Genomic DNA, 26,938 nt, shown 5'->3' on the forward strand with positions numbered 1-26,938 from the left:
GAATTTGTATTTTAACTGTCCTTGCGCTCTAATACGTGAAAACCCGTATCGCGAGCGCACACTTCCGCGTCCGATCGACCGTCTGCCGGTCGGTCGACGGTGATGCCGGCGGCTCCCACGCCGTGGCGTCGAGCGGCTTGCGGACGGGCTTTGTCTTTTCTATTGCATTCGACTGCAGCATTCGAGATCGACGATGGCCAGACCGCGTTTCCTTCCCGACAATTTCACGTTGATGCTGGTGGCGACCGTCGTGCTCGCCAGCTTCCTGCCGGCGCACGGCGAGGGCGAAGTTGCCTTCAACCTGCTCACCAACGTGGCGATTGCCGCCCTGTTCTTCCTGCACGGCGCGAAGCTCTCGCGAGAGGCCGTGCTCGCCGGCGCCACGCACTGGCGCCTGCATCTGCTGGTCTTCGCCAGCACGTTCGCCGTGTTCCCGATCGTGGGCGTGGCGCTCAAGCCCGTGCTCTCGTGGATGGTCACGCCCGAGCTGTATCTGGGCATCCTGTTCCTGTGCACGCTGCCCGCCACGGTGCAGTCGGCCATCGCCTTCACGTCGATCGCGCGCGGCAACGTGCCGGCGGCCGTGTGCAGCGCGTCGGCGTCGAGCCTCTTCGGCATCTTCATCACGCCGGTGCTCGTGGGCCTGATCGTGGTGCATCACGACGGCAATACCGGCGCGTCGCCGTTCGATTCCATTGGCAACATCATGCTGCAACTGCTCGTGCCGTTCATTGCGGGGCAACTGGCCCGCAAGGCCATTGGCGGCTGGGTCGAGCGCAACCGGGCGCTGCTCAAGTTCGTCGACCAGGGCTCGATCCTGCTGGTCGTCTACACCGCGTTCAGCGAAGCGGTGAACACGGGGCTGTGGCGTCAGATCCCGCCGCTCGCGCTGCTCGGCCTCCTGGGCTGCTGCGCGGTGATCCTCGCGCTCATGCTGGCTTTCACCACGTATTCGGCGCGCTGGCTCGGTTTTTCGCGCGAAGACGAGATCACCATTGTCTTCTGCGGCTCGAAGAAGAGCCTGGCGAGCGGCATTCCGATGGCGAAGGTGCTGTTCGCGAGCGGCCCGCTGGGCGCCATCGTGCTGCCGCTCATGCTGTTTCATCAGATGCAGCTCATGGTGTGCGCGGTGCTGGCGCAGCGCTATGCCAACCGCCAGCGCGCCGCGCAGGCGGCTCAGTCTGCCAAATCTGCCAAATCGGCCTCGGCCGGCGCACCCAAGCTGACCGGGCGCGGCAAATCGCGAGAGTCCGACAAGCGCGCCAACGCCGGCGTGGGACGCTGAGCCGGCTATCCGGGAGCCGCTGTCACACGTCGGTCTCGCGCAAGTGCTAGAATTGCGGTTGTTTCGCTTCTTGACGACCACCCTGGTCCGGCGGCGCCCGACGCTTCTGTCTCCTGACAGGCCCCTCTTGCGCCAGCCCCGAGCATGGCGCGCAGCGCCCCTTGAATCTTCGCGAGTGAGCTTTGATGCGGAATCCTTCCGCGTGGCGGCCCCCGTTTTTTTAAAAGAGATGTCCCTTCATCATGGCTGATGTAAATGCTGTTCCGACCCCCGGCTTCGATAGCTTTGGGCTGCATGCGGACATCTTGCGGGCCATTGCCGAGCAGGGCTACACCCAGCCGACGCCGATTCAGGCGCAGGCCATTCCGGTGGTGTTGTCCGGTCGCGATGTGATGGGCGCCGCGCAAACGGGAACGGGCAAGACCGCGAGCTTCTCGCTGCCGATCATCCAGCGCCTGCTGCCCGACGCCAACACGAGCGCTTCGCCCGCGCGCCATCCGGTGCGTGCGCTGATTCTCACGCCCACGCGCGAGCTCGCCGACCAGGTGGCAGACAACGTGCGGCTGTACGCCGCGCACACGCCGCTGCGCAATACGGTGGTGTTCGGCGGCGTCGACATGAATCCGCAGAAGGACGTGCTGCGCCGCGGCGTCGAGATCCTGATCGCCACGCCGGGCCGCCTGCTCGATCACGTCGAGCAGAAGACAGTGAACCTGAGCCAGGTCAAGATGCTCGTGCTCGACGAAGCCGACCGCATGCTGGACATGGGCTTCCTGCCCGATCTTCAGCGCATTCTGAATCTGCTGCCCAAGCAGCGCCAGACGCTGCTGTTCTCGGCAACGTTCTCGAACGAGATCAAGAAGCTCGCTTCGAGCTACCTGACCAACCCGGTCACCATCGAAGTCGCGCGTCGCAACGCCACGGCGGACACGGTGGAGCAGGTCGTCTACGAAGTCGACGAAGACGACAAGCGCGCGGCCGTGGTGCAAATCCTCAACGAGCGCGACCTCAAGCAGGTGATCGTGTTCGTCAACAGCAAGATCGGCGCGAGCCGTCTGGCGCGTCAGCTCGAGCGCGACGGCATCGTGACGGCCGCCATTCACGGCGACAAGTCGCAGAACGAGCGCATGCAGGCGCTCGAAGCGTTCAAGCAGGGCGGCATTCGCGCGCTCGTGGCCACCGACGTGGCCGCGCGCGGTCTGGATATCTCGGATCTGCCAGGCGTGATCAACTACGACCTGCCATACAACCCGGAAGACTACGTGCACCGCATTGGCCGCACGGGCCGCGCGGGTGCGTCTGGCGAGGCGCTGTCGCTGTGCGCGCCGGACGAGCGCAAGCAACTCGTGGAAATCGAAAAGCTGATCAAGCGCGAGCTCAAGCGCGGCGAACTGGTGCTCGAGCGCCGCAGCCGCTCGCGCGACGATCGCGGCGATCGCTACGAACGCAGCGAGCGCCACGCTCGCCACGAGGGCCTGCGCGCGAGCCGTGGCGGCAGCGCCGCGCCGCGTCGCGTGCGCCCGGAGGACGAGTTCTTCTACAAGCCCTACGAACCGTCGCCGTCGGCGGGGCAGTCGCAGCGCGAGGCGCAGCCCGATGCCGGCGCACCGGCCGCATTCGGCGCGATCCCCGAGAAGGCGCCCAAGCGTCAGGTCGCTGCGCTGCTTGCCGGCTTTCCCCGCAAGGCGGGCAACTGACGAAACTCACCGGCCGATCCGGCCTGTTGAAACGAAAAAGCCAGCGCGATCGCGCTGGCTTTTTTATTTTCGATGGCGAGGACCGCTCAGCGGCCGTGCTGCTCGCGCCATGCGGCCGTGGCGGCGGCAAAGAAGTCGTCGCGATGTGCAATGTCGGCCAGTGCCGCGGGCAAGCCCAGGTGCAGGGCGGCCGCCTTCAGCGCGCCCAGCACGGCTTCTGGCGTACCCAGCGCTAGGGGCGCCGCGCCATTTTGCTTGCTGAGTTTCCCGCCGTCGTCGGCCATCACGAGCGGCACGTGGAGATAGCGGGGCGCCGGGGCGTCGAGGCACTCCTGAAGATAGATCTGGCGCGCCGTCGAATCGAGCAGGTCCGCGCCGCGCACGATGTCCGTGATGCCCTGATCCTCGTCGTCCACCACCACGGCCAACTGGTAAGCCCACTGTCCGTCCGCGCGCTTGAGCACGAAGTCGCCGACTTGCGTTGCCAGGTCCTGCGTTTGCGTGCCCATCCAGCGATCGTCGAAAGTCACGCGCGCCGCTTCGCCGTCCGGCACGCGCAGACGCCACGCTCGCGCGGGCTTGCCGTGCAGCCCGTTGCGGCAGGTGCCAGGATAGGCGAGCGTGCTGTGGCGGGCGTGGACGCGCGTGAGCGAATCGGCGATTTCGCGGCGCGTGCAGCCGCATGGGTAGACGAGTCCGCGCGCGGTGAGCGAGGCGAGTGCCGACGCGTACAGGGCGTGGCGCCGGCTTTGCCACACGATGGGCTCGTCCGAGTGCAGGCCCAGTCGCCCGAGGGTGGCGAGAATGTCGTCGGCCGCGCCCGGGACGCTGCGCGGCTCGTCAAGGTCTTCCATGCGCACGATCCAGACGCCGCCGTGGGCGCGTGCATCGAGCCAACTGGCCAGCGCGGTGACGAGCGAGCCGCGGTGCAGCGGCCCGGTGGGCGACGGGGCGAAGCGTCCCCGGTACGCGCGCGAGCCGGCCGTGCGCGTCGCGGGGGCTCGCGTCTGGCTGGACGCCGACGATGCCGCCACGTCGTCAGGGCCCCGTTGTCAGGCCGTCACCGCAGGAGCGGAGGGAGCGGCGGCCTCGCCTGCAGGCGGCGCGCCACGCCGGGCGCCGACGCATGCCGGGCAATGCTCCCCTTCGACATAATCGGGGCTGCGCTGGTCCTCGACGCTCACCACGGCACGGCAGGCAAAGCACTGCCGGGTCGCAGCAGGCGTCAGTTCGGGCGTGAGCGCCGTGCGGTAGTCGAAGACGAAGCAGTCGCCGCGATAGTGCGCCCCGCCCACGTCCTCGAAATACTTCAGAATGCCGCCATCGAGCTGATAAGTGTGTTCGAGGCCGATGTCGCGCATATAGATGGCGGCCTTCTCGCAGCGAATGCCGCCGGTGCAGAACGAGACGATGGTCTTGCCCTCGAAGTCGGCGCGATGCGCGGCAATGACTTCCGGGAACTCCGAGAACTTCGTCAGGCGATAGTCGACCGCATTGTCGAACGTGCCGACGTCCACTTCGAAGTCGTTGCGCGTGTCGAGCATCACGACCGGGCGGCCCTCGTCGTCATGGCCCGCGTCGAGCCAGCGCTTGAGCGTGGCGGGGTCGACGCCCGGTGCGCGCCCGTCGGCGGGCTTGATCACCGGCATCTTCATCGTGATGATTTCTTTCTTCTGGCGCACCAGCATGCGGCGGAACGGCTGCGTGTCCGAGAGGCTTTCCTTGACTTCGAGGTCGGCGAAGCGGGCGTCGGCGCGCAGGCTCGCGAGGAAGGCGTCGATGGCCGCGCGCGAGCCGGCGAGGAACAGGTTGATGCCCTCGGGCGCGAGCAGGATCGTGCCCTTCAGGGCGAGCGCCTGGCAGCGTTCGAGCAGTGCCGGACGCAGGGTCGCGATGTCGTCGAGCGTGACGAACTTGTACGCAGCGATATTGACGATGGACATGGCAACGGGCAAACGCAAAAGCGTGAAACGATAATCCGCCATTATCGCCGAAATTGCCGATACCGCGCCGGCTCGCCCCCGCGCGGCGCCGGTGGGCTTCGGTCCGGCGCCCAACCGTCATGGGGGGCGGGCGTCGCCTGTTCGGGTTCCGGCCCGGCTCACGCCGCGGGGCGGCGCACGTTGGCCTCCTTCCCGGGGCCCCGGCGTTCGTCAGGTATTCCGAACCTCCCGACACGGTCAATGCGAGGGCGTCGCGGTACAATACCGGCCATGTCAGAACCCCGCTTCGTCCACCTCCGTCTCCACTCCGAATACTCGATCGCCGATGGCATCGTGCGGCTCGACGACGTCGTCAAGGCCGCCGCCCGGGACGGTCAGGGTGCGCTCGCGCTCACCGACCTCGCGAACATGTTCGGCGCCATCCGTTTCTACAAGGAAGCTCGCGGCAAGGGCGTCAAGCCGATCATCGGCTGCGACGCCTGGATCACGAACCCGGCCGATCGCGACAAGCCGTCGCGGCTGCTGCTGCTCGCGCGCAACAGGCAGGGCTATCTGAATCTGTGCCAGTTGCTCTCCCGGGCGTGGCTGGGCAATCAGTGGCGGGGGCGCGCGGAGATCGAGGCGTCGTGGCTGCAGGCGGACGGTCTTGCCGCCGGCCTGCTGGCGCTGTCGGGCGCGCAGATGGGCGACATCGGCGCGGCGCTGGCCGCCGGCAATCCGGAACTGGCGCTGCAATGCGCCAGGCACTGGGCAGGCGTGTTTCCCGGCGCGTTCTACATCGAGTTGCAGCGAACCAGCCAGCCGGGCATGGAAGCGTATGTGCAGCAGGCCGTGCAACTGGCCGCGAAGGCGGGCCTGCCGGTCGTCGCCACGCACCCGATCCAGTTCATGAGCGCCGACGACTTCACCGCCCACGAAGCGCGCGTGTGCATTTCGGAGGGCGAGATCCTGGGCAATGCGCGACGCGTGCGTCGCTTCACGCCGGACCAGTGCTTCCGCACGCAGGACGAGATGATCGCCGCGTTCGAGGACGTGCCGTCGGCCATTGCCAACAGCGTGGAGATCGCCAAGCGCTGCAACCTCACGCTGGAGCTCGGCAAGCCGAAGCTGCCGTTGTTCCCCACACCGGACGGCATGTCGCTCGACGACTACCTCGTGCATCTGTCCAAGCAAGGACTGGAGACGCGCCTCGCGCAGCTCTATCCCGACGAGGCGGAGCGTGACAAGCAGCGTCCCGACTATTACAAGCGACTCGACTTCGAGACGGGCACCATCATCAAGATGGGCTTCCCGGGCTACTTCCTGATCGTGGCCGACTTCATCCAGTGGGCCAAGAACAACGGCGTGCCGGTCGGTCCGGGCCGCGGCTCGGGGGCCGGTTCGCTCGTCGCCTACGCGCTCGGCATCACCGATCTCGATCCGCTCAAGTACAACCTGCTGTTCGAGCGCTTCCTGAACCCGGAACGCGTGTCGATGCCCGACTTCGACATCGACTTCTGCCAGGACGGACGCGACCGCGTCATTCAGTACGTCAAGGAGAAGTACGGCGCGGACGCCGTGTCGCAGATCGCGACCTTCGGTTCGATGGCGGCCAAGGCGGCCGTGCGTGACGTGGGCCGCGTGCTCGACCTCGGCTACAACTTCGTCGACGGCATCTCCAAGCTGATCCCGTTCAAGCCGGGCAAGCACGTCACGATCGACGACGCGCTCAAGGAGGAGCCGCAGCTCGCCGAGCGTTACCAGACCGAGGACGAGGTCAGGCAACTGATCGAGCTGGCGCAGCGCGTGGAGGGCCTCACGCGTAACGTCGGCATGCACGCGGGCGGCGTGCTGATCGCCCCGGGCAAGCTCACCGACTTCTGTCCGCTCTACACGCAGGGCACCGGCGAGGACGCCAGCGGCGTGGTGAGCCAGTACGACAAGGACGACGTGGAAGCCGTCGGTCTGGTGAAATTCGACTTTCTGGGCCTGACCACGCTCACGATCCTGAACTGGGCCGAGCGCTACATCAAGCGGCTGCATCCGGAAATGGCGGACTGGTCGCTCGATCAGGTCTCGCTCACCGATCCGGCCGCCTTCAACATCCTCAAGAAAGCCAATACGGTGGCGGTGTTCCAGCTCGAAAGCCGCGGCATGCAGGGCATGCTCAAGGACGCGCAGCCCGACCGCTTCGAGGACATCATCGCGCTGGTGGCGCTGTATCGTCCGGGCCCGATGGACCTGATCCCGAGCTTCTGCGCGCGCAAGCACGGGCGCGAGAAGGTCGAATATCCGGACCCTCGCGTGGAGCCGGTGCTCCAGGAGACCTACGGCATCATGGTCTACCAGGAGCAGGTGATGCAGATGGCGCAGATCATCGGCGGATACTCGCTCGGCGGCGCCGACTTGCTGCGTCGCGCCATGGGCAAGAAGAAGGCCGAGGAAATGGCGCAGCACCGCGAGATTTTCGCGCAGGGCGCGGCCAAGAACGGTCTCTCGCGCGAGAAGTCCGACGAAATCTTCGACTTGATGGAGAAGTTCGCGGGCTACGGCTTCAACAAGTCGCACGCTGCCGCGTATGCCTTGCTGGCGTACTACACCGCGTGGCTCAAGGCGCACCATCCCGCCGCGTTCATGGCCGCCAACATGAGCTTGGCCATGGACGACACGGACAAGGTCAAGATTCTGTACGACGACTGTCTCGCCAACGGCCTGGGCGTGCTGCCGCCGGACGTGAACGTCTCGGCTTACCGCTTCGAGCCGGCCGACACGAAGACCGTGCGCTACGGTCTGGGCGCGATCAAGGGCAGCGGCCAGTCGGCCATCGAGGAGATCCTGCGCGCGCGCGAGGAAAAGCCGTTCACCGACCTGTTCGACTTCTGCGCGCGCATCGACCGGCGCGTGGTCAACCGCCGCACCATCGAAGCGCTGATTCGCGCCGGTGCGTTCGACGCCATCCACGACAACCGCGCGCAGCTCATGGCGTCGGTGCCGCTCGCAATGGAAGCGGCCGAACAGGCGAGCGCGGCGGCCAACCAGGTAAGCCTGTTCGATCTCGGCGACGAGAGCCTGCAGGCGCCGCTGGAGCTGGCCGACGAACCGGCATGGTCCGACAAGCGCAAGCTCCAGGAGGAGAAGCAGGCGCTCGGCTTCTATCTGTCGGGCCACATGTTCGACGCCTATGCGGAGGAAGTGCGGCGCTTCGTGCGCACGCGTATCCGGGACCTGGGGGAAGGGCGCGACAAGCTCGTGGCAGGCGTGATCTCCAGCTTGCGAACGATGATGACGCAACGCGGCAAGATGGTCATCGTGCAGCTCGACGACGGCACCGGCACGCTCGAGGCCACCATCTTCAACGAGCAGTTCGAGGCAAACAAGCATCTCTTCAAGGAAGACGAACTGCTGATCGTGCAGGGCAATGCGCGCCCCGACAGTTTCACGGGCGGCCTGCGCTTCACGACCGAAAGCGTGATGGACCTGGGCCGTGCGCGCGCGCGCTTCGCCCGCGCGCTCAAGCTCTCGTTCAATGGCAACGCCGACTGGACGCGTCTTCGCGCCACGTTGCAGCCGCACTGCACGATGTATCGCGTGGCTGCCGCGGCGAACCCGAGCGGCGGGTTCAATGGCGGAGGCGGAGGCGGGGGCTACGGCGGCAATGGGGGCAACAGCAACGGCGGCGGTTTCGGGCGCCGCAACGGTGGCAACGGCAACGAAGGCGGCGACAAGCAAAACGGCCTGCCGGTGCATATCGTGTATCGTCGCCCCGACGCGGAGTGCGAATCGCGTCTGGGCGACGACTGGAAGGTGCAGCCCGGCGACGAGTTGCTCGGCGAGCTGCGCCAGTGGCTCACGCCCGATTCGGTGCAAGTGGTCTACTGAGCCCATGGCGCGGCGAGCAGGCATGCCGCGGCGTGCCGACGGCGCGGCCAGCGTCATGTCATAACCCCGGCGTGGCGGACAGAAGCCGTCCACCGGACGATCCAACAAGAAGGAAACCCGGATGTTTTCCATCATTGTTCCGACGTGGAACAACCTCGCGTTGCTGCAACTGTGCGTGCGCAGCATCCGCCAGAACTCGAGCCGGCCGCATCAGATCATCGTTCACGTCAACGACGGCTCGGACGGCACGCTCGAGTGGCTGCGCGCCGAGGGGATCGAGCACACGGCGTCGCCGGATAATATCGGGATCTGCTATGCGGTGAATCAGGCGGCGGCGCTCGCGCGCGAAAAGTACATCGTCTACCTGAACGACGACATGTACTGCTGCCCCGGCTGGGACACCGCGCTCATCGAGCGGGCCGAGGCGATGCCGGACAAGGCGTTCATGCTCTCGGGCACGATGATCGAGCCGGTCGACACGGGCAACCCGTGCGTGCTGGTGCAGGACTTCGGGCGCGATGTCGATACTTTCGACGAGCAGGCGCTGCTTGCCGCCGTGCCGACCTACCGCAAGCCGGACTGGTTCGGCGCGACGTGGCCGCCCACGCTCGTTCACCGCGACTGGTGGTTCCTCGTGGGCGGCTACAGCACCGAACTGAGCCCGGGCATGAGCAGCGACAACGATTTCTCCATGAAGATGTGGGGCGCCGGCGCACGCCGGTTCATCGGCGTCGGCGCGAGCCTCGTGTATCACTTCCAGTGCAAGAGCACGGGCAAGGTCGTGAAGAACGACGGCCGCACGCAGTTCCTGCGCAAGTGGGGCATGACGCAGTCGATTTTCGATCGCTACTACCTGCGTCGCGGTGTGCCGATCCCGGCCGGCAGCGACGGTCGCCTGGCCGAGCCGGTCGACGACGGCAAGCTGCGCTGGGCGCTGTTGCGCTCGCGGGTGAAGCGGGCGCTGGCGAAATAAGCGCGGCGGTACGTGCCTGCGCCCTGTCGGCCCCGTCGGCCGTCTCGACCCTGCCTGCCAAGCTGGCCAAGCCGGCCAAGCCGACCATCGGGCGCAGCGAGCGCCGGACACGAAAAAACGGACGCGTGGCGCGTCCGGTTTTGCATCCGAAGAAGGCGCAGGAAGGCAAGCGGTGCCGGCGTCAAACCTCGCCGCGTCGCAGCAGCGCGTACTTCAGAAAGGCGCTGCGAGCGTTCATGCGTGCGATGGCGGCGCCCGTGCCGCCATCGAGAAACCCACCGCGCAGCACGTAGGTGCGAATGAACGCCCACCCGCCGTTGATCCACGGCTTGAGCGGCGAGACGCGCTTGCCGCGCAGCGCCATTTCCTTCGCGCCGGCGCGCGCATAGCGCTGTACCTTGTCCTCGACCTGCCGAGCCTCGGTATAGCTGTAGTGCAGGAGGTGGTGCGCGAGCGTGCCCAGTTCGCCGTCGACGATCACGCGCTCGTGCACGAGGTTGTCCGAAAAGCGCCCGGCCTCGCGGCGAAACAGCCGCACCACGTAGTCGGGATACCAGCCGCAGTGCCGCACCCAGTGGCCGAGGAACTGCGACAGGCGTGGCATGCGATAGCCCGCATGAGCGCCCTGGGCGAGCGCCGCGGCGATATCGGCGGCGAGCTCCGGCGTGACGCGCTCGTCGGCGTCGAGCGAGAGAACCCACGGCTGCGTCGCGTGAGACAGCGCGCGATTCTTTTGCGGGCCGAAGCCCGGCCAGTCGGGCGTGACGTGGACCTGCGCGCCGGCCGCCCGGGCGATGTCGGCCGTACCGTCGGTACTCGCGTTGTCGACCACCACGATCTGCGACGCGAACGCACGCACCGACGCGATGCACTCGGCGATGTTATGCCGCTCGTTGCGCGTGAGGATCGTCACGGTGAGCGGCAGTTGCGGCGCCTGCGGCGCAGGCGAAGTAGCTTCGGTCATGAATACTCGCGAAATGACGGCGTCGGCCTGGCGCTGAGGCGCTCGCCACATGCCTGCCCGTGCCGGCTAGGCGTTGAGCAACGCCACGAGCGCTTCGCCGTAGCGTTCGATCTTCGCCTCGCCCAGTCCGGTGATGTCGGCGAGACCTTCGCGGTGCCGGGGGCGGCGCTGGGCCAGCTCGCGCAGCGTCCGGTCATGAAGGATAACGTAAGCGGGCACCTGTTGCGCCTTGGCAATGTCCTGGCGCCATGCGCGCAGCTTGTCGAACAGTTGCTGATCGGCGGGATCGAGTTCTATGGCCGGCGACGACGCATAGCCGGCAAAGCGGCCTTTCTTGCCCGTTGCCGCGCGCTGGCGCCGCAACGACAGCGTGGTCTCGCCCTTGAGCACGGGGCGCGCCGCGGCATTGAGCGTCAGCGCGCCGTACTGGCTGCTGTCGGGCTCGATGATGCCGTGTGCGATCAGTTGGCGAAACACCGAACGCCAGCCCTGATCGTCGAGTTCGCCGCCGACACCGAAGGTCGGCAGATTCTCGTGGCCGAACTGACGCACCTTGTCCGTGCTGCGCCCGCGCAGGACGTCGACCAGGTGCCCGGCGCCGAAGCGCTGCCCGGTGCGCAGGATGGCCGAGAGCGCTTTTTGCGCGGCGACGGTGCCGTCGTAGACTTCGGGCGGATTGAGGCAGACGTCGCAGTTGCCGCACGGCTCGCTGGCCTCGCCGAAGTACGAGAGCAACACGGTGCGGCGGCAGCGCGCCGCTTCGCAGTAGCCGAGCAGGGCGTCGAGCTTCTGGCGCTCGATGCGCTTTTGCAGCTCCGAGGCGTTCGATTCGTCGATCCGGCTGCGATGGACCACGACGTCGTTGAGTCCGTAAGTCATCCAGGCTTCGGCGGGTTCGCCGTCGCGCCCGGCGCGGCCCGTCTCCTGGTAATAGGCCTCGAGGCTCTTGGGCAGATCCAGATGCGCGACAAAACGCACGTCCGGCTTGTCGATGCCCATGCCGAACGCCACCGTGGCGGCCATGACGAGTCCTTCCTCGCGCAGGAACCGCTGCTGGTGAGCGCGCCGCACTTCGGCGTCGAGTCCGGCGTGGTACGGCAGCGCCGCAATGCCCTGCGTCTGGAGCCACGCGGCCGTTTCTTCCACTTTCTTGCGCGACAGGCAGTAGACGATGCCCGCCTCGCCGCGATGCCGTGCGAGAAAGGCCAGCAGTTGCCTGCGCGGATTGTCGCGATCGACGATCTCGTAGCGAATGTTCGGCCGATCGAAGCTCGAGACGAACACACGCGCTTCGGTCAGGCCCAGCCGTGTCTGGATTTCGTCGCGCGTGGCGGCGTCGGCCGTGGCCGTGAGCGCGATGCGCGGCACCTGCGGATAACGCTCGTGCAGCGCCGAGAGCTGGATGTATTCGGGACGGAAATCATGCCCCCACTGCGATACGCAATGCGCTTCGTCGATGGCAAAGAGCGCGAGCTGTGCGCGCTCGTCGAGGCGGTCGAGCAGATCGAGGAAACGATCGGTCAGCAAGCGCTCGGGCGCGACGTAGAGCAAGTCTAGCTCGCCGCGTGCGGCCCGGCGCTCGGTGTCGAGCGCCTCGTCGAAACCGAGACTGGAATTGAGGTAGGCGGCGCGCACGCCCGCCTGCAGCAGGGCGTCGACCTGGTCCTGCATGAGCGCGATGAGCGGCGAGACCACGATGCCGATACCAGGGCGCAGCAGGGCGGGAATCTGGTAGCAGAGCGACTTGCCGCCGCCCGTGGGCATGAGGACGAGGGCGTCGCCCCCGCCGGCCACATGGTCGACGATGGCGGCCTGATCGCCACGGAATGCGTTATAGCCGAATACGGTACGGAGGACTTCGAGTGCGCTTGCCATGGCCGGGAGTATACCGGTTCCCCCGGCGCTCCGGCGCGCCGGAATCCCCGAAAAGCCCGAGGCTCGCGGCGATGGCGGAGAATTTCGCGGCGGCCTCCGAGCCGTGCCCGGGCGCGTCCCGACGCGGGCGTCCGGTACGTTAGAATAGCGGTTTTTCCGCCGTCCCCCATCTCCATGAGCGCACCGCACAAGCCCGCCGGACCGATTCTGCGACGTCTGCTGGGCTATCTTCAGCCGTACTGGCACATGGGCCTGCTGGCCGTCATCGCCATGGCGCTCGTCGCGGGGACCGAAGCGGCCATTCCGGCGGTCCTCAAGCCAGTGCTGGACAAGGGCTTCTCGGGCGGCGATCCGTGGAAGCTGTGGTACGTGCCGGCCGCGGTGATCGGCCTTGCCATCGTGCGCGGGCTGGCGCAGTACGCCGCCAACTACATGCTCTCGTGGGTCTCCAACCGCGTGCTGCTGGATCTGCGCGTGCGAATGTTCGAGCGTCTGCTGCACGCGCCCGCGGCCTACTATCAACGCGAGACGACCAGCACCCTCATCAACGCCATCGTCTACGAAGTCAACCAGGTGCTGGGCGTGCTGACCACGGTGCTGATCACGCTCGTGCGCGACTCGCTCACCGTCGTCGGCCTGCTGGGTTACCTCTTTTACCTGAACTGGCGCCTCACGCTTGTCGTCGCCGTCATTCTGCCGCTCATCGGCTGGCTCGTCGGCAAGATCAACCGGCGCCTGCGTCGCCTGAACCGCGAGCAGCAAACGCTCACCAATGCGCTGTCGTATGTCGTCGAAGAAGCGGTCGGCGGCTACAAGGTCGTGAAGATCCACAATGGCGAAGAGTATGAGAAGACGCGCTTCGACAGGATGACCAGCCGGCTGCGCGGCTACGCCATGCGCGTGACGGTCTCCGGCGGCCTGGCGCAACCGGTCACGCAGGCGCTGGCGTCGCTCGCGCTGGCCGTCGTGATCACGGTGGCGATGATCGAATCGTCCTCGGGCGAGATGACCGTGGGCGGCTTCACGGCGTTCGTCACCGCGCTGCTGCTCGTGGTCTCGCCGCTCAAGCACCTGATGGACGTCAACCAGCCGCTGCAGCGCGGCGTGACGGCTGCCGAGCTGATTTTCGACGTGATGGACGTCGAGCTCGAGCCTGCCGGCGGCGAGCGCACACTCGAGCGGGCGAAGGGCCGCGTGACGTTCGATCAGGTGAGCTTCCACTACGGCGCAAGCGAGCGTCCGACGCTCGACAGGATTTCACTGAACGTGGCACCCGGGGAGATGGTCGCGCTCGTCGGCCCGTCGGGCAGCGGCAAGACAACGCTCGTCAACCTGGTGCCGCGGTTCTTCGATCCGAGCGCCGGCCGCATCCTGCTCGACGACATTCCGCTCACGGAGCTTCGCCTGGCGGACCTGCGCCGTCAGATCGCCTTCGTGAGCCAGGACGTGGTGCTGTTCAACGACACCGTGGCGGCGAACGTGGCGTATGGCCAGGAAATCGACCTCGCGCGCGTGCATGCGGCGCTGCGTGCGGCCAATCTGACCGATGCGGTCGAAGCCATGCCCGAGGGCGTGCAGACGCTCGTGGGCGATAATGGCATGCGCCTGTCGGGCGGTCAGCGTCAGCGCCTGGCCATTGCGCGCGCCATCTACAAGGACGCCCCGATCCTGATTCTCGACGAGGCCACGTCGGCGCTGGACTCGGAGTCGGAGCGCCATGTGCAGGCGGCGCTCGAAGTGCTGATGGAGGGACGCACCACGCTCGTGATCGCGCACCGTCTGTCCACCATCGAGCGAGCGGACCGTATCGTCGTGCTGGAGCACGGCCGGATCGTGGAGCAGGGGTCTCACCAGGAACTGGTGGCGCACAATGGCCTTTACGCCCATCTGCACCGCATCCAGTATGCGCAGCAAGCGCAGGAAGCCTGACGCGCGACGCGCTGCCGCGCCCCGGCACGTTGTGTCGAGACGTCGGCCCGGTCAGCGTCCTGTCACCGCCATAGAAGGAGATCGCAATGCGCCAGTCGCCAATCAGTCGTTTCCCCGTGCCGGATCTGGCCACGTTGCCAGCCGATATTCGCGCGCGTATCGAGCAGGTGCAGGAGAAGGCCGGCTTCATTCCGAACGTGTTCCTTGCGCTGGCGCACCGTCCCGACGAATTCCGGGCGTTTTTCGCGTATCACGACGCGTTGATGCTCAAGGAGGGTAACCTCAGCAAGGGCGAGCGCGAGATGATCGTGGTGGCCACGAGCGCTGCGAACCAATGTCTGTATTGCGTGGTCGCGCACGGTGCGCTGGTGCGCATCTACGAGAAGCAGCCGCTGCTGGCCGACCAGGTGGCCGTCAACTATCTGAAGGCCGATCTGACAGCGCGTCAGAAGGCGATTCTCGCGTATGCCATGAAAGTGTGCGAACGCTCCCACGAAGTGGGCGACGACGATTACGCCGCGCTGCGCGAGCACGGCCTGGACGACGAGGACATCTGGGACATCGCCGCGATCACGGCGTTTTTCGGCATGTCCAACCGCATTGCGAATGCCATTTCAATGCGGCCTAACGACGAATTTTTCCTGATGGGGCGCGTGCCGCGCAGTCCGTAACAGTCTACTTTTGACCCAAGCTCGATACCTATGATCTTCGTGACTGGCGGCGCCGGCTTCATCGGTGCAAATTTCGTACTCGACTGGTTCGCGCAAAGCGACGAACCGGTCCTGACCGTCGACAAGCTGACCTACGCGGGCAACCTGACGAACCTGGCGAGTCTGGAACGGGATCCCCGTCACCATTTCGCGCAGGTCGACATCTGCGATCGTGAGGCGCTCGATCGCCTGTATGCGAAGCATCAGCCCCGCGCAGTCATCCACTTTGCCGCCGAAAGCCACGTCGATCGCTCGATTCACGGTCCGGGCGACTTCGTGCAGACGAACGTCGTCGGCACGTTCACGATGCTCGAGGCCGCGCGCGCCTACTGGGGCACGCTGACGGGCGAAGCGCGTGAGGCATTCCGCTTCCTGCACGTCTCGACGGACGAGGTCTACGGCTCGTTGGGCCCGACCGATCCCGCGTTCTCCGAGACCACGCCGTATGCACCGAACAGCCCGTATTCGGCGTCGAAGGCGGGCTCGGATCATCTGGTGCGCGCCTATCATCATACGTATGGCCTGCCCACGCTGACGACCAACTGCTCGAACAACTACGGCCCGTATCAATTCCCGGAGAAGCTGATTCCGCTGGTGATCGCCAACGCGCTCGCCGGCAAACCGCTGCCGATCTACGGCGACGGCAGCAACGTGCGCGACTGGCTCTACGTAGGCGACCATTGCTCGGCGATTCGCGAAGTGCTCGCACGCGGCGCACCCGGCGAGGTGTACAACGTCGGCGGCTGGAACGAACAGAGCAACCTGTCGGTGGTGAAGCACCTGTGCACGCTGCTCGACGAACTGTCGCCGCGCGCGGACGGCAAGTCATACGCCGACCAGATCACGTTCGTGACCGACCGTCCTGGTCACGATCGCCGTTATGCCATCGATGCGCGCAAGCTCGAGCGCGAGCTGGGCTGGCGCCCGGCGCAGACCTTCGAGACCGGCATGCGCAAGACGGTGCAGTGGTATCTGGCCAACGGCGAATGGGTGCGCCAGGTGCAGTCGGGCGAATACCAGCGCTGGATCGAAACGCACTATCAGAAAAAAGACTGAGGCAACGTATGGGCGTCAGACGCAAAGGCATTATTCTCGCCGGAGGATCCGGCACGCGCTTGTATCCGGCGACGCTGGCGGTCTCCAAGCAACTGCTGCCGGTCTACGACAAGCCGATGATCTACTACCCGCTCACCACGCTGATGCTGGCGGGAATTCGCGACGTGCTGATTATCTCTACGCCGCAAGATACCCCCCGTTTCGAGCAACTCCTCGGCGACGGCAGGCAGTGGGGCCTGAATCTGCAATACGCGGTGCAGCCGTCGCCGGACGGTCTCGCACAAGCGTTCCTGATCGGTGCGAACTTCATCGGCAACGATCCGTGCGCGCTGGTGCTTGGCGACAATCTGTTCTATGGCCATGATTTCGCGGCGTTGCTTGGCGCGGCCAACGCGCAGACGAGCGGCGCGACGGTCTTCGCCTATCCGGTACACGATCCGGAGCGTTATGGCGTGGTGACGTTCGACGAGAACGGCAAGGCCATCGATCTCGTGGAAAAGCCGAAGGAGCCCAAGTCGCGCTACGCGGTCACCGGACTGTACTTCTGCGACAACGACGTGATCGAGATTGCACGCGCCATCAAACCGTCGGCGCGCGGCGAGTTGGAGATTACGGACGTCAACAACGAGTACCTGAAGCGCGGCAAGCTCAACGTCCAGATCATGGGCCGCGGCTACGCGTGGCTCGATACGGGGACGCACGAATCGATGCTCGAGGCGAGCACGTTCATTCAGACCATCGAAAGCCGCCAGGGCCTGAAGGTGGCATGTCCGGAAGAAATTGCTTATCGACGCGGCTGGATCGACGCCGCTGCCATCGAAGCGTTGGCCCAACCGCTGGTGAAGACCGGCTACGGCCAGTACCTGCTCGCCATGCTCAACGAGCGCGTATTCTGATCGCTCCGTCTAAGGTCAACTCATGCAACTGATTGCCACCGCCATTGCCGACGTCAAAGTGGTCGAGCCGAAAGTGTTCGGCGACTCGCGCGGCTACTTTTTTGAAAGCTTCAACCAGCGCCAGTTCGACGATGCTCTCGGCAAGCGTCTCACCTTCGTGCAGGACAACCAGTCGCGCTCGGCGCGCGGCGTGCTGCGTGGCCTGCACTATCAGGTGAAGCAACCGCAGGGCAAGCTCGTGCGTGTGCTGCAGGGCGAGATCTACGACGTGGCCGTCGATATCCGCCAGGGCTCACCGACGTTCGGCAAGTGGGTGGCCGAGGTGCTGAGCGCGCAGAACAAGAAACAGTTGTGGATTCCGGCAGGCTTCGCGCACGGTTTCGTGGTGACTTCGGAGACTGCGGAAGTGCTCTACAAGACGACCGACTACTGGGCGCCGCAGTACGAGCGTTGCATCCGCTGGGACGACCCGACACTTGCGATCCCCTGGCCGCTCGACGGCATCACCCCCATCGTCTCGGACAAGGACAAGGTCGGCATGCTGTTCGCGGATTACCGCCACGAGGATTGATCGGATCGCTTCCGAGCACAGTCGGGCAAGGCCGCGATTGCCCGAACCCGTCGACGTCACCTTGTCACCACGTTTCGCCGCATTCCATTCCGCCGCGGCCGCCGCGAGCCTCGCGTCCGTCAGTCGACGGGGCGCCCGGCGGCCGTCGAAACGCCTTCGCCGTTCGCCGTCGCGCGCACCTCTTCGGCCGCCGGCGTTTCCCCGGTAATGCACAGCACTCGCACGCGGCGCAGGCCGAAGCGGGCGGCGAGCGCATCCGCCACCGCCTGCGACGCCGGCTCGATGCCGCCGTGCATGCCGGCCCCCGACGCGTCTCCCAGCCCCTCGACCAGCACGTCCGCTTCCAACCCGTTGTCGAGGTAGTGCAGCTTCACGCCGTGCAGCGCCAGCGCGTTGGCTCGACAGAGCACTTCGGCCGCGCCGACGACGACCGCGCGCGCCGGCCACTGCTGCAAGGCGGTGCCCTTGGTGTCGCTCTCCGCGTCGACATGAACCAGCACGTCGAGAATCTCCGGCTCGCGCATGACTGCCGCGCGCGCCTGCTCGGCGATGTAATGGCCCTCGGAGACGGACAGCCGGCCGTCGACGAGGATATGCACGTCCACGACGATCTGGTCGCCCATGCGGCGGGTACGCAGCATGTCGATGGCGCGCACACCCGGCGTGTCGGTGAGCCGCGTGCGGATGTTGACGGTGGTGCCGTCGTCCACACCGCGATCGATCAGGTCCTGCAGCGCGTTCCAGCCGAATTTCCAGCCGGTGCGGCCGATCATCAGGCCCACGAGCGCGGCGGCGAGCGGATCGAGAATGCGATAGCCCGCGAGGTTGCCGAGAATGCCGCAAGCCACGACGAGCGAGGAAAGGGCGTCCGAGCGCGCGTGCCAGGCGTTGGCCACCAGCATGGCCGAGCGCACGCGCTGCGCGGCGCGCAGCATGTAGCGAAAGAGTCCTTCCTTGGATACCAGCACGAACACGGCGACAGCGAGCGCGACCGTGTGCACTTCCGGAATCGCTTCGGGATGCAGCAGGCGCTCCACGCCGCGCCACAACATGCCCGCGCCGACGGCCACCAGAATCACGCCGAGGAACAGCGACGCCGCATTTTCGTAGCGGCTGTGCCCGTAGGGGTGGTCGGCGTCGGGCGCCCGCGCGCTGCCGCGCGCAGCGGCCAGCACCACGAAGTCGGAGACGATGTCCGAGAGCGAATGAATGCCGTCGGCGATCAACGCCTGAGAACGGGCGAAAACGCCGACGGCGATCTGCGCCGTGGTGAGCACGATATTGACCCAGATGCTGACCCAGGTCGAATGGCGCGCGACGGCGTGCTTGTCGAGCGCCTCGCTCGATGCCGCCAGGTTGTCGTAGTTCGTGTAAGGCATGGGGTCGAGGCGCTTGATCGCCGCAGTGTTACATCAGAATGATGTCGTACTGTTCCTGATGGAACGTCGATTCGACTTGCAGAGAAATCGGCTTGCCGATGAAGTCGATGAGCATCGCCAGATGCTGCGACTCTTCTTCGAGGAACAGGTCCACGACTTCCTGCGAGGCGATCAGACGGAATTCGCGCGGGTTGAACTGACGCGACTCGCGCAGGATCTCGCGCAGGATGTCGTAGCACAGCGTGCGCGGCGTCTTCACCTGCCCCTTGCCCTGGCACACGGCGCACGGCTCGCACAGCACATGGGCGAGCGACTCGCGCGTGCGCTTGCGGGTCATCTCCACGAGCCCCAGTTGCGAGAAACCGTTCACGGTAATGCGTGTGCGATCGCGTGCGAGCGCCTTCTTGAGCTCGGCCAGCACCGAGTCGCGATGCTCGGCGCTTTCCATGTCGATGAAATCGATGATGATGATGCCGCCGAGATTGCGCAGCCGCAGCTGGCGCGCGATCATCAACGCCGCTTCGAGGTTCGTCTTGAAGATCGTGTCGTCGAAGTTGCGCGCCCCGACGTAGCCGCCCGTATTCACGTCGATGGTCGTCATGGCCTCGGTCTGGTCGATCATCAGATAGCCGCCGGACTTCAGATCGACGCGGCGCGACAACGCGCGCTCGATCTCCGTCTCCACGTTGTACAGGTCGAACAGCGGCCGCTCGCCGGTGTAATGCGTGAGCTTGCCGAGCACCGCCGGCGTGTAGGTCGTGGCGAATTCCGCGAGCTTCTGGAACGTTTCACGCGAATCGACGAGGATCTTGCCCGTGTCCTCGTGCACGAAATCGCGCAGCACGCGCTGCGCGAGGTTCAGGTCCTGATACAGCAATGCAGGCGCCGGCATGCGCGTGCTCTGCTCGCCGATGGTCTGCCACGACTTGCGCAGGTAGGCGATGTCATTGGCGAGCTCCGCGTCCGCGGCGTCCTCGGCAATGGTGCGCACGATGAAGCCGCCTTTTTCGTCGCCCGGCACCAGCGCCTGAATCTTGCTGCGCAGCGCCTCGCGCTCGGCTTCGCTCTCGATGCGCTGCGAGATGCCGATATGCGGCTCCTGCGGCAGGTAGACGAGCGTGCGCCCCGCAATGCTGATCTGCGTGGACAGGCGTGCGCCCTTCGTGCCGATCGGATCCTTGATGACCTGCACCATGAGCGTCTGGCCTTCGAAGACGGTCTTCTCGATCGGCGGCTGCGGATGCGGCACCGACGTATCGTTGCTCACGCGCGGATGCCAGATGTCCGCCACGTGCAGGAACGCCGCGCGCTCCAGGCCGATGTCGATGAAGGCCGACTGCATGCCGGGCAGCACGCGCACGACCTTGCCCAGATAGATGTTGCCGACGAGGCCGCGCGAGAGCGTGCGCTCGATGTGCAGCTCCTGCACGGCGCCGAGCTGCATGAGCGCCACACGGGTTTCCTGCGGTGTGATGTTGACCAGAATGTCTTCGTTCATAAAGTGTCGACCAGACTCGAAATGCTTGGCAGATTCGGTTCGCGTCAGAAGTCGACGCCCGCTTGGCGCAAGAGCGCGGCGGTCTCGCACAGCGGCAGACCCATGATGCCCGAGTAGCTGCCGTCGATACGCATGACGAACTCGGCCGCCTTGCCCTGGATGCCGTAGGCGCCCGCCTTGCCGCGCGGCTCGCCCGAGGCGACGTAGCGCTCGATTTCCTCGCGGCGCAGCGGGCGGAACCACACGTGCGAGATGTTTACCGCCTGATGGATCTGCCCGTCGGCGCAGACGGCGACCGCGGTCAGTACGCGATGGCGCGTGCCTGACAGGCGCGCGAGGACGGCGCGTGCGTCGGCGTCGTCGAACGGCTTGCCGAGGATGGTGCCATCGAGACACACCGTGGTGTCGGCCGCGAGGATCGGCGCAGCGGGCAGGCCGGCGCGCGACAGACGCGCCAGCGCCGCTTCGGCCTTCGCGCGTGTGACGCGCTGTACGTAGTCGTCGGGCGGCTCGCCGGGCAGTACGGCTTCGAGCGCTTCGGCGTCCTCGTCGGCCTGGGGCAGCAGCAGCTCGAAACGAACGCCGAGCTGGTGCAACAATTCCTGACGGCGGGGGCTTTGCGAAGCGAGATAGATGTACGGCATGGCGGCTTGGCTTGAATTCGTCCAGCCCGGCACACCGAAAACGCTTCGTGGGCCGGGCCGCTGGATAGGCTGGGCGAGGGGAACGCCTTATTATGCCGCCTTGCGCCCACGCCCGCCAGCAGGGCACGTGGGGTGCGCACGCGGCCGGGAAAGCCCCGGAACCCGCGATACGGCGGGCTCGGAGACGGGCGAAATCGAAGGCGCGCCGGCGCAAAAGCCGGCCGAAGGTTGGCGCAAAGTCGGCCGGAGGTCAGGGCAAGGCCGGCGAGACGCCGCCCGCCGCCCATGAATGTCCGCGCCGTCGCTTAGCCGGCGGCAAGAAAATCGTCGCCGATGAGGTCGATGCGGTCGGTGCAGATGGCGTCCACGCCCCACGCCGCGAGCTCGCGCGCGCGGGCCGGGTCGTTGACCGTGTAGACGAGCATCTGCAGACCGTAGGCCTTGATTTCAGCGACCTGCGGACCGTCCAGATGCCGATGACTCGCGTGCAGCGAGACGGTGCCGAGCTTGCGCGCATCGTCGCGCCAGTGGGCCGGCACGGCTTCGTACAGCATGCCGCGCGGCAGTTCGGGCGCCGCCGCGGCAGCCGCTTCCAGCGCCTCGTAAGAGAACGACGAGAGCAGCGGCCGCACGGCCTGCCCAGCCCACAATTGTCTGACCGCTTCGGCGACGAGCCGCCCTGTCTCGAGCTCGCGGCCCGGGCACGGCTTGATCTCGACGTTGGCCGCGAGCCCCAGCGCGTGGCAGCGCTCGGCGACCTGCGCGAGCGTAGGCATCTTCTGCCCGGCGAAGCGCGCGTCGAACCAACTGCCGGCGTCGAGTCGCTCGATCTCGGCGTAGGTCATGCCGGCGGCCGCGCCGTGGCCGTCGCTCGTGCGATCGACCGTGTCGTCGTGCAGCAGGAAGACGACGTTGTCAGCCGAGAGCTTGGCGTCGAATTCGACCATGTGCAGGCCGAGCGAAGCGCCCATCTCGAGGGCCGCGAGCGTGTTCTCGGGCGCGAGCTTGCCGCCGCCGCGGTGCGAGACGATGCGCGGATATGGCCAGGTGCGCCACACAGGCGAGGACGAGGTATCGCTCATGCTTCCACCCGTTTGCCGGTCGAAGGATCGAACAGATGCAGCGAGCGCGCCGAGATGGCCAGCGGCACGATCGCCCCGGCGGCCGGTCGCAACTCGTGCGGCAGACGCACCGTCACGGGTTGATCGCCCCAGCGGCCGTGCGCGAGGTTGTCCGCGCCCAGCAGCTCGAGCTGATCGACGACGATGTTGGTCTGCGCGGCGAACGCGCCGATGCCGTCGCGCTGCTCGGCCGGCACGAGATGCTCCGGCCGCACGCCCAGCACGAGCTCACGGTTGGCATGGGCCTGGCTCGTCGGGGGCAGGCGCAGCGAGGGACCGCCGCCGTCCACCTGGAACGTGCGGCCTTCCGGATCGACGCGGCCCTTGAGCAGGTTCATCGCGGGCGAGCCCATGAAGCTCGCCACGAACAGCGACGCGGGGCGTTCGTACACGTCTGAGGGCGTGCCGATCTGCTCGGCGTAGCCCTTGTTCATGACGATCACGCGATCGGCGAGCGTCATGGCTTCGACCTGATCGTGCGTCACGTACAGGCTCGTCGTCTTCAGACGCTTGTGCAGGCGCTGGATTTCCAGACGCATTTGCACGCGCAGCTTTGCGTCGAGGTTCGAGAGCGGTTCGTCAAACAGGAATACGGCCGGCTCGCGCACGATCGCGCGGCCCATCGCCACGCGCTGACGCTGGCCGCCGGAGAGCTCGCGCGGCTTGCGGCCGAGCAGCGGCTCGAGCTCGAGAATGCGCGCCGCGGCGAGCACGCGCTCTTCGATGGCCTTCTTGTCGATGCCGCGGATCTTCAGACCATACGACATGTTCTCGCGCACGTTCATGTGCGGATACAGCGCGTAGTTCTGGAACACCATCGCGATGTTGCGATCCTTCGGCTCCAACTGGTTGACGACCTGCGAGCCGATGAGGATGCTGCCCTCGCTGACCGATTCCAGGCCGGCGACCATGCGCAGCAGCGTCGACTTGCCGCAGCCCGACGGTCCCACGATCACCACGAACTCGCCGTCCTGGATGTCGATGTCCACGCCGTGCAGGACGTAGTTCTTCTGGTCGTAGGTTTTCTTGACGCTATGGAGTTTAAGGTTTGCCATGATTACTTTTCCGAATCGACCAGACCACGCACGAACCAGCGCTGCATGAGCAGAACCACCGCGAGCGGCGGCAGCATGGCGAGCAGGGTGGCGCTCATGACGAGCTGCCATTGCGTGGCGGTGTCGCCACTGCCGATCATGCTCTTGATGCCGACGACCGCCGTCGTCATCGACGGGGCGTTGGTCACCAGAATCGGCCACAGATACTGATTCCAGCCGTAAATGAACGTGATCACGAACAGCGCCGCGATGTTCGTCTTCGACAGCGGCAGCACCACGTCCAAGAAAAAGCGCATCGGGCCCGCGCCGTCGATGCGCGCCGCTTCCACGAGTTCGTCGGGCAGCGTCATGAAGAACTGCCGGAACAGGAACGTGGCCGTGGCCGAGGCGATGAGCGGCACGGTGAGGCCCACGTAGCTGTTGATGAGCCCGAGGCTCGAGATGACCTGCACGGTCGGGAAGATGCGCACTTCGACCGGCAGCATCAGCGTGACGAAGATCAGCCAGAAGAACAGGTTGCGCAGCGGGAAGCGGAAATACACGATGGCGAATGCCGAGAGGATCGACACCGAGATCTTGCCGATCGTGATGACCAGCGCCATGAGCAGGCTGTTGCCGAGCATCAGCCCAAACGGCATGGCCGAGTCGCCCGTCCCCTGGTTCCACACGGTGGACAGGTTCTGGAACAGGTGCGTGCTCGGCACGAGCGACAGGGGCACGTCGAAAATTTCGCGCTCGTTCATGGTGGCGGCGACGAACGCCACATAGAGCGGAAAGACCACCAGCAGCACGCCGATCACCAGCATGACGTGGCAGAAGATATCCAGGCCGCGACGATTCTCGATCATGCGTATTGCACCTTGCGTTCGATAAAGCGGAACTGCACGACGGTGAGCACGATGACGATGGCCATGAGCACCACCGACTGCGCCGCCGAGCTGCCGAGGTCGAGCCCCTTGAAGCCTTCCGAGTAGATCTTGTAGATCAGCGTCATGGTCGACTGGCCGGGGCCGCCGCCGGTGGCCGCGTCGATCACCGGGAAGGTGTCGAAGAACGAGTACACGAGATTGACCACGAGCAGGAAGAACGTTGTGGGCGAGATCAGCGGCAGTACCAGCCCGAAGAAGCGGCGCACCGGACCCGCGCCGTCGATGGCGGCGGCTTCCACGAGCGAGCGCGGAATGGCCTGCAGCCCGGCGTAGAAGAACAGGAAGTTGTAGCTGATCTGCTTCCAGATCGAGGCGAGCACCACGAGGAACATGGCCTGGCCGCCGTTGAGCGCGTGGTTCCACTCGATGCCGAGCTTCGCGAGGCCATAGGTGACGAGGCCGATGCTCGGGTTGAACAGGAATGCCCACAGCACGGCGGCGATCGCCGGCGCCACGGCGTAGGGCCAGATCAGCAGCGTCTGGTAGGTGCGCTTGCCGCGCGTCACGCGATCGGCCATGGCGGCGAGCAGCAGCGAAATGACGAGCCCGCAGACCGTGACCAGGCCACTGAAGATCATCGTGGTGCGAAACGAGGCGAGATAGAGCGCGTCGCTCCATAGCGCCGTGAAGTTGTCGATGCCGACGAACTGGCTGGACAGCCCGAAGGCGTCCTGCGCCGACGTCGACTGCCACAGGGCTTCACCCGCGGGCCAAAGGAAGAACACGACCGTGATGAGCAGCTGCGGCGCTACGAGCGCGTAGGGCAGCCAGCCGGTTCCGAAGCGAGGGCGTTCTCTGGTGTTATGCGCCATAACGTGTTGCCGGAAAAAAAGCGAAACCGGCCCGCTCGGAGGGCGGGCCGGGTGGCGTCATTGTAGCGTCGTCGCGCGGGCGGCCGGCAGCAGGAAAAGCCGGCATCTGGCGCCCCGCGGCAACGAGGGCGACAACGAGGGCGACTTAGCTGCCCGACTTCTCGAAGCGGCGCAGCAGGTCGTCGCCACGCGAGACAGCCTTGTCGAGGGCGGCCTTGGGGGCTTGCTTGCCGCTCCACACGCCTTCGAGCTCCTCGTCGATCACCGTGCGGATCTGCGGCATGTTGCCCAGACGCAGGCCACGCGTGAACGGCAGGGGCGGCTTGTTGAGCATCTGCTTGATGGCCATGTCGGCGCCCGGGTGCTTCGCGTAGAAGCCCTGCTTCTCGGTCAGCTCGTAGGCGGCCTTCGTGACCGGCAGGTAGCCCGTGTCCTGATGCCACTTCGCGGCCACGGCCGGCGAGGCGAGGTAGTTCAGGAACTTGGCCACGCCCTTGTACTCGGCGGGCGACTTGCCGGCGAGCACCCACAGGCTGGCGCCGCCGATGATGGCGTTTTGCGGTGCGCCCTTCACGTCGGCGTCGTATGGCATCATGCCCACGCCGTAGCTGAACTTGGCGTACTTGGCGATGTTGGCGAGCGCGCCCGAGGTGGTCATGGCGATACCGCAGTCGCCGCTGTAGAACTTCGAGGTCACTTCATCCTTGCGGCCCACATACGTGAATGTGCCTTCCTTGGCCATGTCGGCCAGGAACTGGATGTGCTTGACCTGCTGCGGACCGTTGAATTCGAGCTTGGCGTCGAGACCGTCGAAACCGTTGTTCCTCGTCGCGAACGGCAGGGCGTGCCACGCGCTGTAGTTCTCGAGCTGCGTCCAGCTCTGCCAGCCCATGGTGAAGCCGCATGCCAGACCGGCGGCCTTGAGCTTCTGCGCGTCGGCCTTCACGTCGGCCCAGGTCTTCGGCGGGGTGTTCGGATCGAGCCCGGCTTTCTTGAAGGCGTCCTTGTTGTAGTACAGCACCGGGGTCGAGCTGTTGAACGGCATCGACACGAGGTGGTTCGTCTTGCTGTCGGCGTAGTAGCTCGCGATGGTCGGCACGAAGGCCTTCTCGTCGAACGGCTCGCCGGCGTCCTTCATCACTTCCCACACCGGCTTCACGGCCTTCCTGGCCTGCATCATCGTGGCGGTGCCGACCTCGTAGACCTGCAGAATCGCCGGCGCATTGCCGGCGCGGAAGGCGGCGATACCGGCGGCCAGACCCTGCTCGTAGTTGCCCTTGTAGATGGGAACGATCTTGTAGTCGCTCTGCGACGCGTTGAAGTCGTTGGCGATCTGGTTCACGCGCTCGCCGAGGGCCGATTCCATCGAGTGCCAGAACTGGATCTCGGTCGCGGCCAGGGCCGGGGCGCTCATGCCGAGCGCCAATGCCGCGGCGGCGCCGACCAGGGCGAATTTACGCAGGGAAGGTTGCTTCATGCCAATCTCCGGTGGTTCACGAGAAGTCTGTTGTTCGCGGTGCGAACGATATAGCGCCGCGTAGACTAACACGTCGTCATGTTTTTTCCACTGGCGGTGCACAACGTGTGTTGTATGACGACGTCTGGCGGGGATTGACAGCACACGACACCGCCAGTCGGCCTGGGCCGGCGGGCGCGAGCGCCGTGCAACGCGGCATGGCACCGTACAAAGCGTGCTGACTGGATTTGATACCGACGTAGTCGTGGCCGGCGCCCGGCGTGCCG

21 protein-coding genes are annotated in these 26,938 nt (G+C 66.0%); 9 read left to right on the forward strand and 12 right to left on the reverse strand.

Annotation, left to right across the window (positions count from 1 at the left end; genetic code table 11):
* Positions 1-193: 193 nt before the first annotated feature.
* Both PNO31109_RS15640 and PNO31109_RS15645 read left to right on the forward strand, forming a co-directional pair.
* Positions 194-1,285: a bile acid:sodium symporter family protein gene (locus PNO31109_RS15640; protein ID WP_241014047.1), complete on the forward strand. Its 1,092-nt coding sequence runs from the start codon at positions 194-196 to the stop codon at positions 1,283-1,285.
* Positions 1,286-1,527: 242 nt separating this feature from the next.
* Complete coding sequence (locus tag PNO31109_RS15645) at positions 1,528-2,982, forward strand: DEAD/DEAH box helicase (protein WP_150556390.1); 1,455 nt, start codon at positions 1,528-1,530, stop codon at positions 2,980-2,982.
* Positions 2,983-3,068: 86 nt separating this feature from the next.
* On the opposite strand, the gene gluQRS is transcribed toward PNO31109_RS15645, so the two are convergent.
* The gene (gene gluQRS / locus PNO31109_RS15650; protein WP_150556391.1) at positions 3,069-4,016 is read right to left on the reverse strand and encodes a tRNA glutamyl-Q(34) synthetase GluQRS; all 948 of its coding nucleotides are present in this window, start codon (positions 4,014-4,016) and stop codon (positions 3,069-3,071) included.
* 18 nt (positions 4,017-4,034) lie between these two features.
* On the reverse strand, positions 4,035-4,925 hold the full coding sequence (locus PNO31109_RS15655; RefSeq protein ID WP_150556392.1) for a sulfurtransferase: 891 nt from the start codon (positions 4,923-4,925) through the stop codon (positions 4,035-4,037).
* A gap of 261 nt (positions 4,926-5,186) precedes the next feature.
* On the opposite strand from PNO31109_RS15655, the gene dnaE reads away from it, so the two are divergent.
* The gene (dnaE, locus tag PNO31109_RS15660; protein ID WP_150556466.1) at positions 5,187-8,783 is read left to right on the forward strand and encodes a DNA polymerase III subunit alpha; all 3,597 of its coding nucleotides are present in this window, start codon (positions 5,187-5,189) and stop codon (positions 8,781-8,783) included.
* 121 nt (positions 8,784-8,904) lie between these two features.
* Positions 8,905-9,756, forward strand: a complete 852-nt coding sequence (locus PNO31109_RS15665) for a glycosyltransferase family 2 protein (RefSeq protein ID WP_150556393.1) — start codon at positions 8,905-8,907, stop codon at positions 9,754-9,756.
* A gap of 181 nt (positions 9,757-9,937) precedes the next feature.
* Here the strand turns inward: PNO31109_RS15665 and PNO31109_RS15670 are convergent, their stop codons facing one another.
* Together PNO31109_RS15670 and recQ are read right to left on the reverse strand one after the other, a co-directional pair.
* Positions 9,938-10,720 carry a glycosyltransferase family 2 protein gene (locus tag PNO31109_RS15670; protein ID WP_241014049.1) on the reverse strand — a complete coding sequence of 261 codons (783 nt, stop codon included), beginning with the start codon at positions 10,718-10,720 and terminating at the stop codon, positions 9,938-9,940.
* Positions 10,721-10,786: 66 nt separating this feature from the next.
* Positions 10,787-12,595 (reverse strand): DNA helicase RecQ, encoded by a 1,809-nt coding sequence (gene recQ / locus PNO31109_RS15675; protein ID WP_150556394.1) that lies wholly within the window; start codon positions 12,593-12,595, stop codon positions 10,787-10,789.
* Between the two features lie 174 nt (positions 12,596-12,769).
* Between recQ and msbA the strand changes: the two genes are divergently transcribed.
* The 5 genes from msbA to rfbC all read left to right on the forward strand — a co-directional run bounded on the left by msbA (position 12,770) and on the right by rfbC (position 17,757).
* Positions 12,770-14,524, forward strand: a complete 1,755-nt coding sequence (gene msbA / locus PNO31109_RS15680; protein WP_150556395.1) for a lipid A export permease/ATP-binding protein MsbA — start codon at positions 12,770-12,772, stop codon at positions 14,522-14,524.
* Between the two features lie 86 nt (positions 14,525-14,610).
* Positions 14,611-15,195 carry a peroxidase-related enzyme gene (locus tag PNO31109_RS15685; protein ID WP_150556396.1) on the forward strand — a complete coding sequence of 195 codons (585 nt, stop codon included), beginning with the start codon at positions 14,611-14,613 and terminating at the stop codon, positions 15,193-15,195.
* 30 nt (positions 15,196-15,225) lie between these two features.
* Complete coding sequence (gene rfbB / locus PNO31109_RS15690) at positions 15,226-16,290, forward strand: dTDP-glucose 4,6-dehydratase (RefSeq protein ID WP_150556397.1); 1,065 nt, start codon at positions 15,226-15,228, stop codon at positions 16,288-16,290.
* Between the two features lie 8 nt (positions 16,291-16,298).
* On the forward strand, positions 16,299-17,186 hold the full coding sequence (rfbA, locus tag PNO31109_RS15695) for a glucose-1-phosphate thymidylyltransferase RfbA (RefSeq protein WP_150556398.1): 888 nt from the start codon (positions 16,299-16,301) through the stop codon (positions 17,184-17,186).
* A gap of 22 nt (positions 17,187-17,208) precedes the next feature.
* A complete protein-coding gene (rfbC, locus tag PNO31109_RS15700) occupies positions 17,209-17,757 on the forward strand; it encodes a dTDP-4-dehydrorhamnose 3,5-epimerase (RefSeq protein WP_150556399.1) in 549 nt (182 codons plus the stop codon).
* 119 nt (positions 17,758-17,876) lie between these two features.
* Here the strand turns inward: rfbC and PNO31109_RS15705 are convergent, their stop codons facing one another.
* The 8 genes from PNO31109_RS15705 to ugpB all read right to left on the reverse strand — a co-directional run bounded on the left by PNO31109_RS15705 (position 17,877) and on the right by ugpB (position 26,672).
* Positions 17,877-19,136, reverse strand: coding sequence for a cation diffusion facilitator family transporter (locus PNO31109_RS15705; RefSeq protein ID WP_150556400.1), 1,260 nt, complete (start codon positions 19,134-19,136; stop codon positions 17,877-17,879).
* A 28-nt stretch (positions 19,137-19,164) separates the two neighbouring features.
* The gene (gene rng / locus PNO31109_RS15710; protein ID WP_150556401.1) at positions 19,165-20,634 is read right to left on the reverse strand and encodes a ribonuclease G; all 1,470 of its coding nucleotides are present in this window, start codon (positions 20,632-20,634) and stop codon (positions 19,165-19,167) included.
* Between the two features lie 44 nt (positions 20,635-20,678).
* Complete coding sequence (locus tag PNO31109_RS15715) at positions 20,679-21,278, reverse strand: Maf family protein (protein WP_150556402.1); 600 nt, start codon at positions 21,276-21,278, stop codon at positions 20,679-20,681.
* 305 nt (positions 21,279-21,583) lie between these two features.
* Positions 21,584-22,360 (reverse strand): glycerophosphodiester phosphodiesterase, encoded by a 777-nt coding sequence (gene ugpQ, locus PNO31109_RS15720; protein WP_150556403.1) that lies wholly within the window; start codon positions 22,358-22,360, stop codon positions 21,584-21,586.
* Positions 22,357-23,454 carry a sn-glycerol-3-phosphate import ATP-binding protein UgpC gene (locus tag PNO31109_RS15725; RefSeq protein ID WP_150556404.1) on the reverse strand — a complete coding sequence of 366 codons (1,098 nt, stop codon included), beginning with the start codon at positions 23,452-23,454 and terminating at the stop codon, positions 22,357-22,359. The genes ugpQ and PNO31109_RS15725 overlap by 4 nt, the downstream gene beginning before the upstream one ends.
* Before the next feature lie 2 nt (positions 23,455-23,456).
* A complete protein-coding gene (ugpE, locus tag PNO31109_RS15730; protein ID WP_150556405.1) occupies positions 23,457-24,302 on the reverse strand; it encodes a sn-glycerol-3-phosphate ABC transporter permease UgpE in 846 nt (281 codons plus the stop codon).
* Complete coding sequence (gene ugpA, locus PNO31109_RS15735; RefSeq protein WP_150556406.1) at positions 24,299-25,195, reverse strand: sn-glycerol-3-phosphate ABC transporter permease UgpA; 897 nt, start codon at positions 25,193-25,195, stop codon at positions 24,299-24,301. The genes ugpE and ugpA overlap by 4 nt, the downstream gene beginning before the upstream one ends.
* A gap of 145 nt (positions 25,196-25,340) precedes the next feature.
* Entirely contained in the window at positions 25,341-26,672 is a 1,332-nt protein-coding gene (ugpB, locus tag PNO31109_RS15740) for a sn-glycerol-3-phosphate ABC transporter substrate-binding protein UgpB (RefSeq protein ID WP_150556407.1), read from the reverse strand.
* Positions 26,673-26,938 lie beyond the last annotated feature (266 nt).

The organism is Pandoraea nosoerga, assembly GCF_902459585.1.
Taxonomy (GTDB): Bacteria; Pseudomonadota; Gammaproteobacteria; order Burkholderiales; family Burkholderiaceae; genus Pandoraea; species Pandoraea nosoerga.

Bases quoted from the DNA above. Each gene is read 5' to 3' on its own strand.
- PNO31109_RS15645 (WP_150556390.1), top strand. From the start codon at position 1,528: ATGGCTGATGTAAATGCTGTTCCGACCCCCGGCTTCGATAGCTTTGGG.
- PNO31109_RS15685 (WP_150556396.1), top strand. From the start codon at position 14,611: ATGCGCCAGTCGCCAATCAGTCGTTTCCCCGTGCCGGATCTGGCCACG.
- rfbB (WP_150556397.1), top strand. From the start codon at position 15,226: ATGATCTTCGTGACTGGCGGCGCCGGCTTCATCGGTGCAAATTTCGTA.
- rng (WP_150556401.1), bottom strand. From the start codon at position 20,634: ATGAACGAAGACATTCTGGTCAACATCACACCGCAGGAAACCCGTGTG.
- ugpQ (WP_150556403.1), bottom strand. From the start codon at position 22,360: ATGAGCGATACCTCGTCCTCGCCTGTGTGGCGCACCTGGCCATATCCG.
- rfbA (WP_150556398.1), top strand. From the start codon at position 16,299: ATGGGCGTCAGACGCAAAGGCATTATTCTCGCCGGAGGATCCGGCACG.
- PNO31109_RS15705 (WP_150556400.1), bottom strand. From the start codon at position 19,136: ATGCCTTACACGAACTACGACAACCTGGCGGCATCGAGCGAGGCGCTC.
- msbA (WP_150556395.1), top strand. From the start codon at position 12,770: ATGAGCGCACCGCACAAGCCCGCCGGACCGATTCTGCGACGTCTGCTG.
- PNO31109_RS15665 (WP_150556393.1), top strand. From the start codon at position 8,905: ATGTTTTCCATCATTGTTCCGACGTGGAACAACCTCGCGTTGCTGCAA.
- ugpE (WP_150556405.1), bottom strand. From the start codon at position 24,302: ATGATCGAGAATCGTCGCGGCCTGGATATCTTCTGCCACGTCATGCTG.
- PNO31109_RS15640 (WP_241014047.1), top strand. From the start codon at position 194: ATGGCCAGACCGCGTTTCCTTCCCGACAATTTCACGTTGATGCTGGTG.
- ugpB (WP_150556407.1), bottom strand. From the start codon at position 26,672: ATGAAGCAACCTTCCCTGCGTAAATTCGCCCTGGTCGGCGCCGCCGCG.
- rfbC (WP_150556399.1), top strand. From the start codon at position 17,209: ATGCAACTGATTGCCACCGCCATTGCCGACGTCAAAGTGGTCGAGCCG.
- ugpA (WP_150556406.1), bottom strand. From the start codon at position 25,195: ATGGCGCATAACACCAGAGAACGCCCTCGCTTCGGAACCGGCTGGCTG.
- PNO31109_RS15715 (WP_150556402.1), bottom strand. From the start codon at position 21,278: ATGCCGTACATCTATCTCGCTTCGCAAAGCCCCCGCCGTCAGGAATTG.
- PNO31109_RS15655 (WP_150556392.1), bottom strand. From the start codon at position 4,925: ATGTCCATCGTCAATATCGCTGCGTACAAGTTCGTCACGCTCGACGAC.
- recQ (WP_150556394.1), bottom strand. From the start codon at position 12,595: ATGGCAAGCGCACTCGAAGTCCTCCGTACCGTATTCGGCTATAACGCA.
- PNO31109_RS15670 (WP_241014049.1), bottom strand. From the start codon at position 10,720: ATGACCGAAGCTACTTCGCCTGCGCCGCAGGCGCCGCAACTGCCGCTC.
- PNO31109_RS15725 (WP_150556404.1), bottom strand. From the start codon at position 23,454: ATGGCAAACCTTAAACTCCATAGCGTCAAGAAAACCTACGACCAGAAG.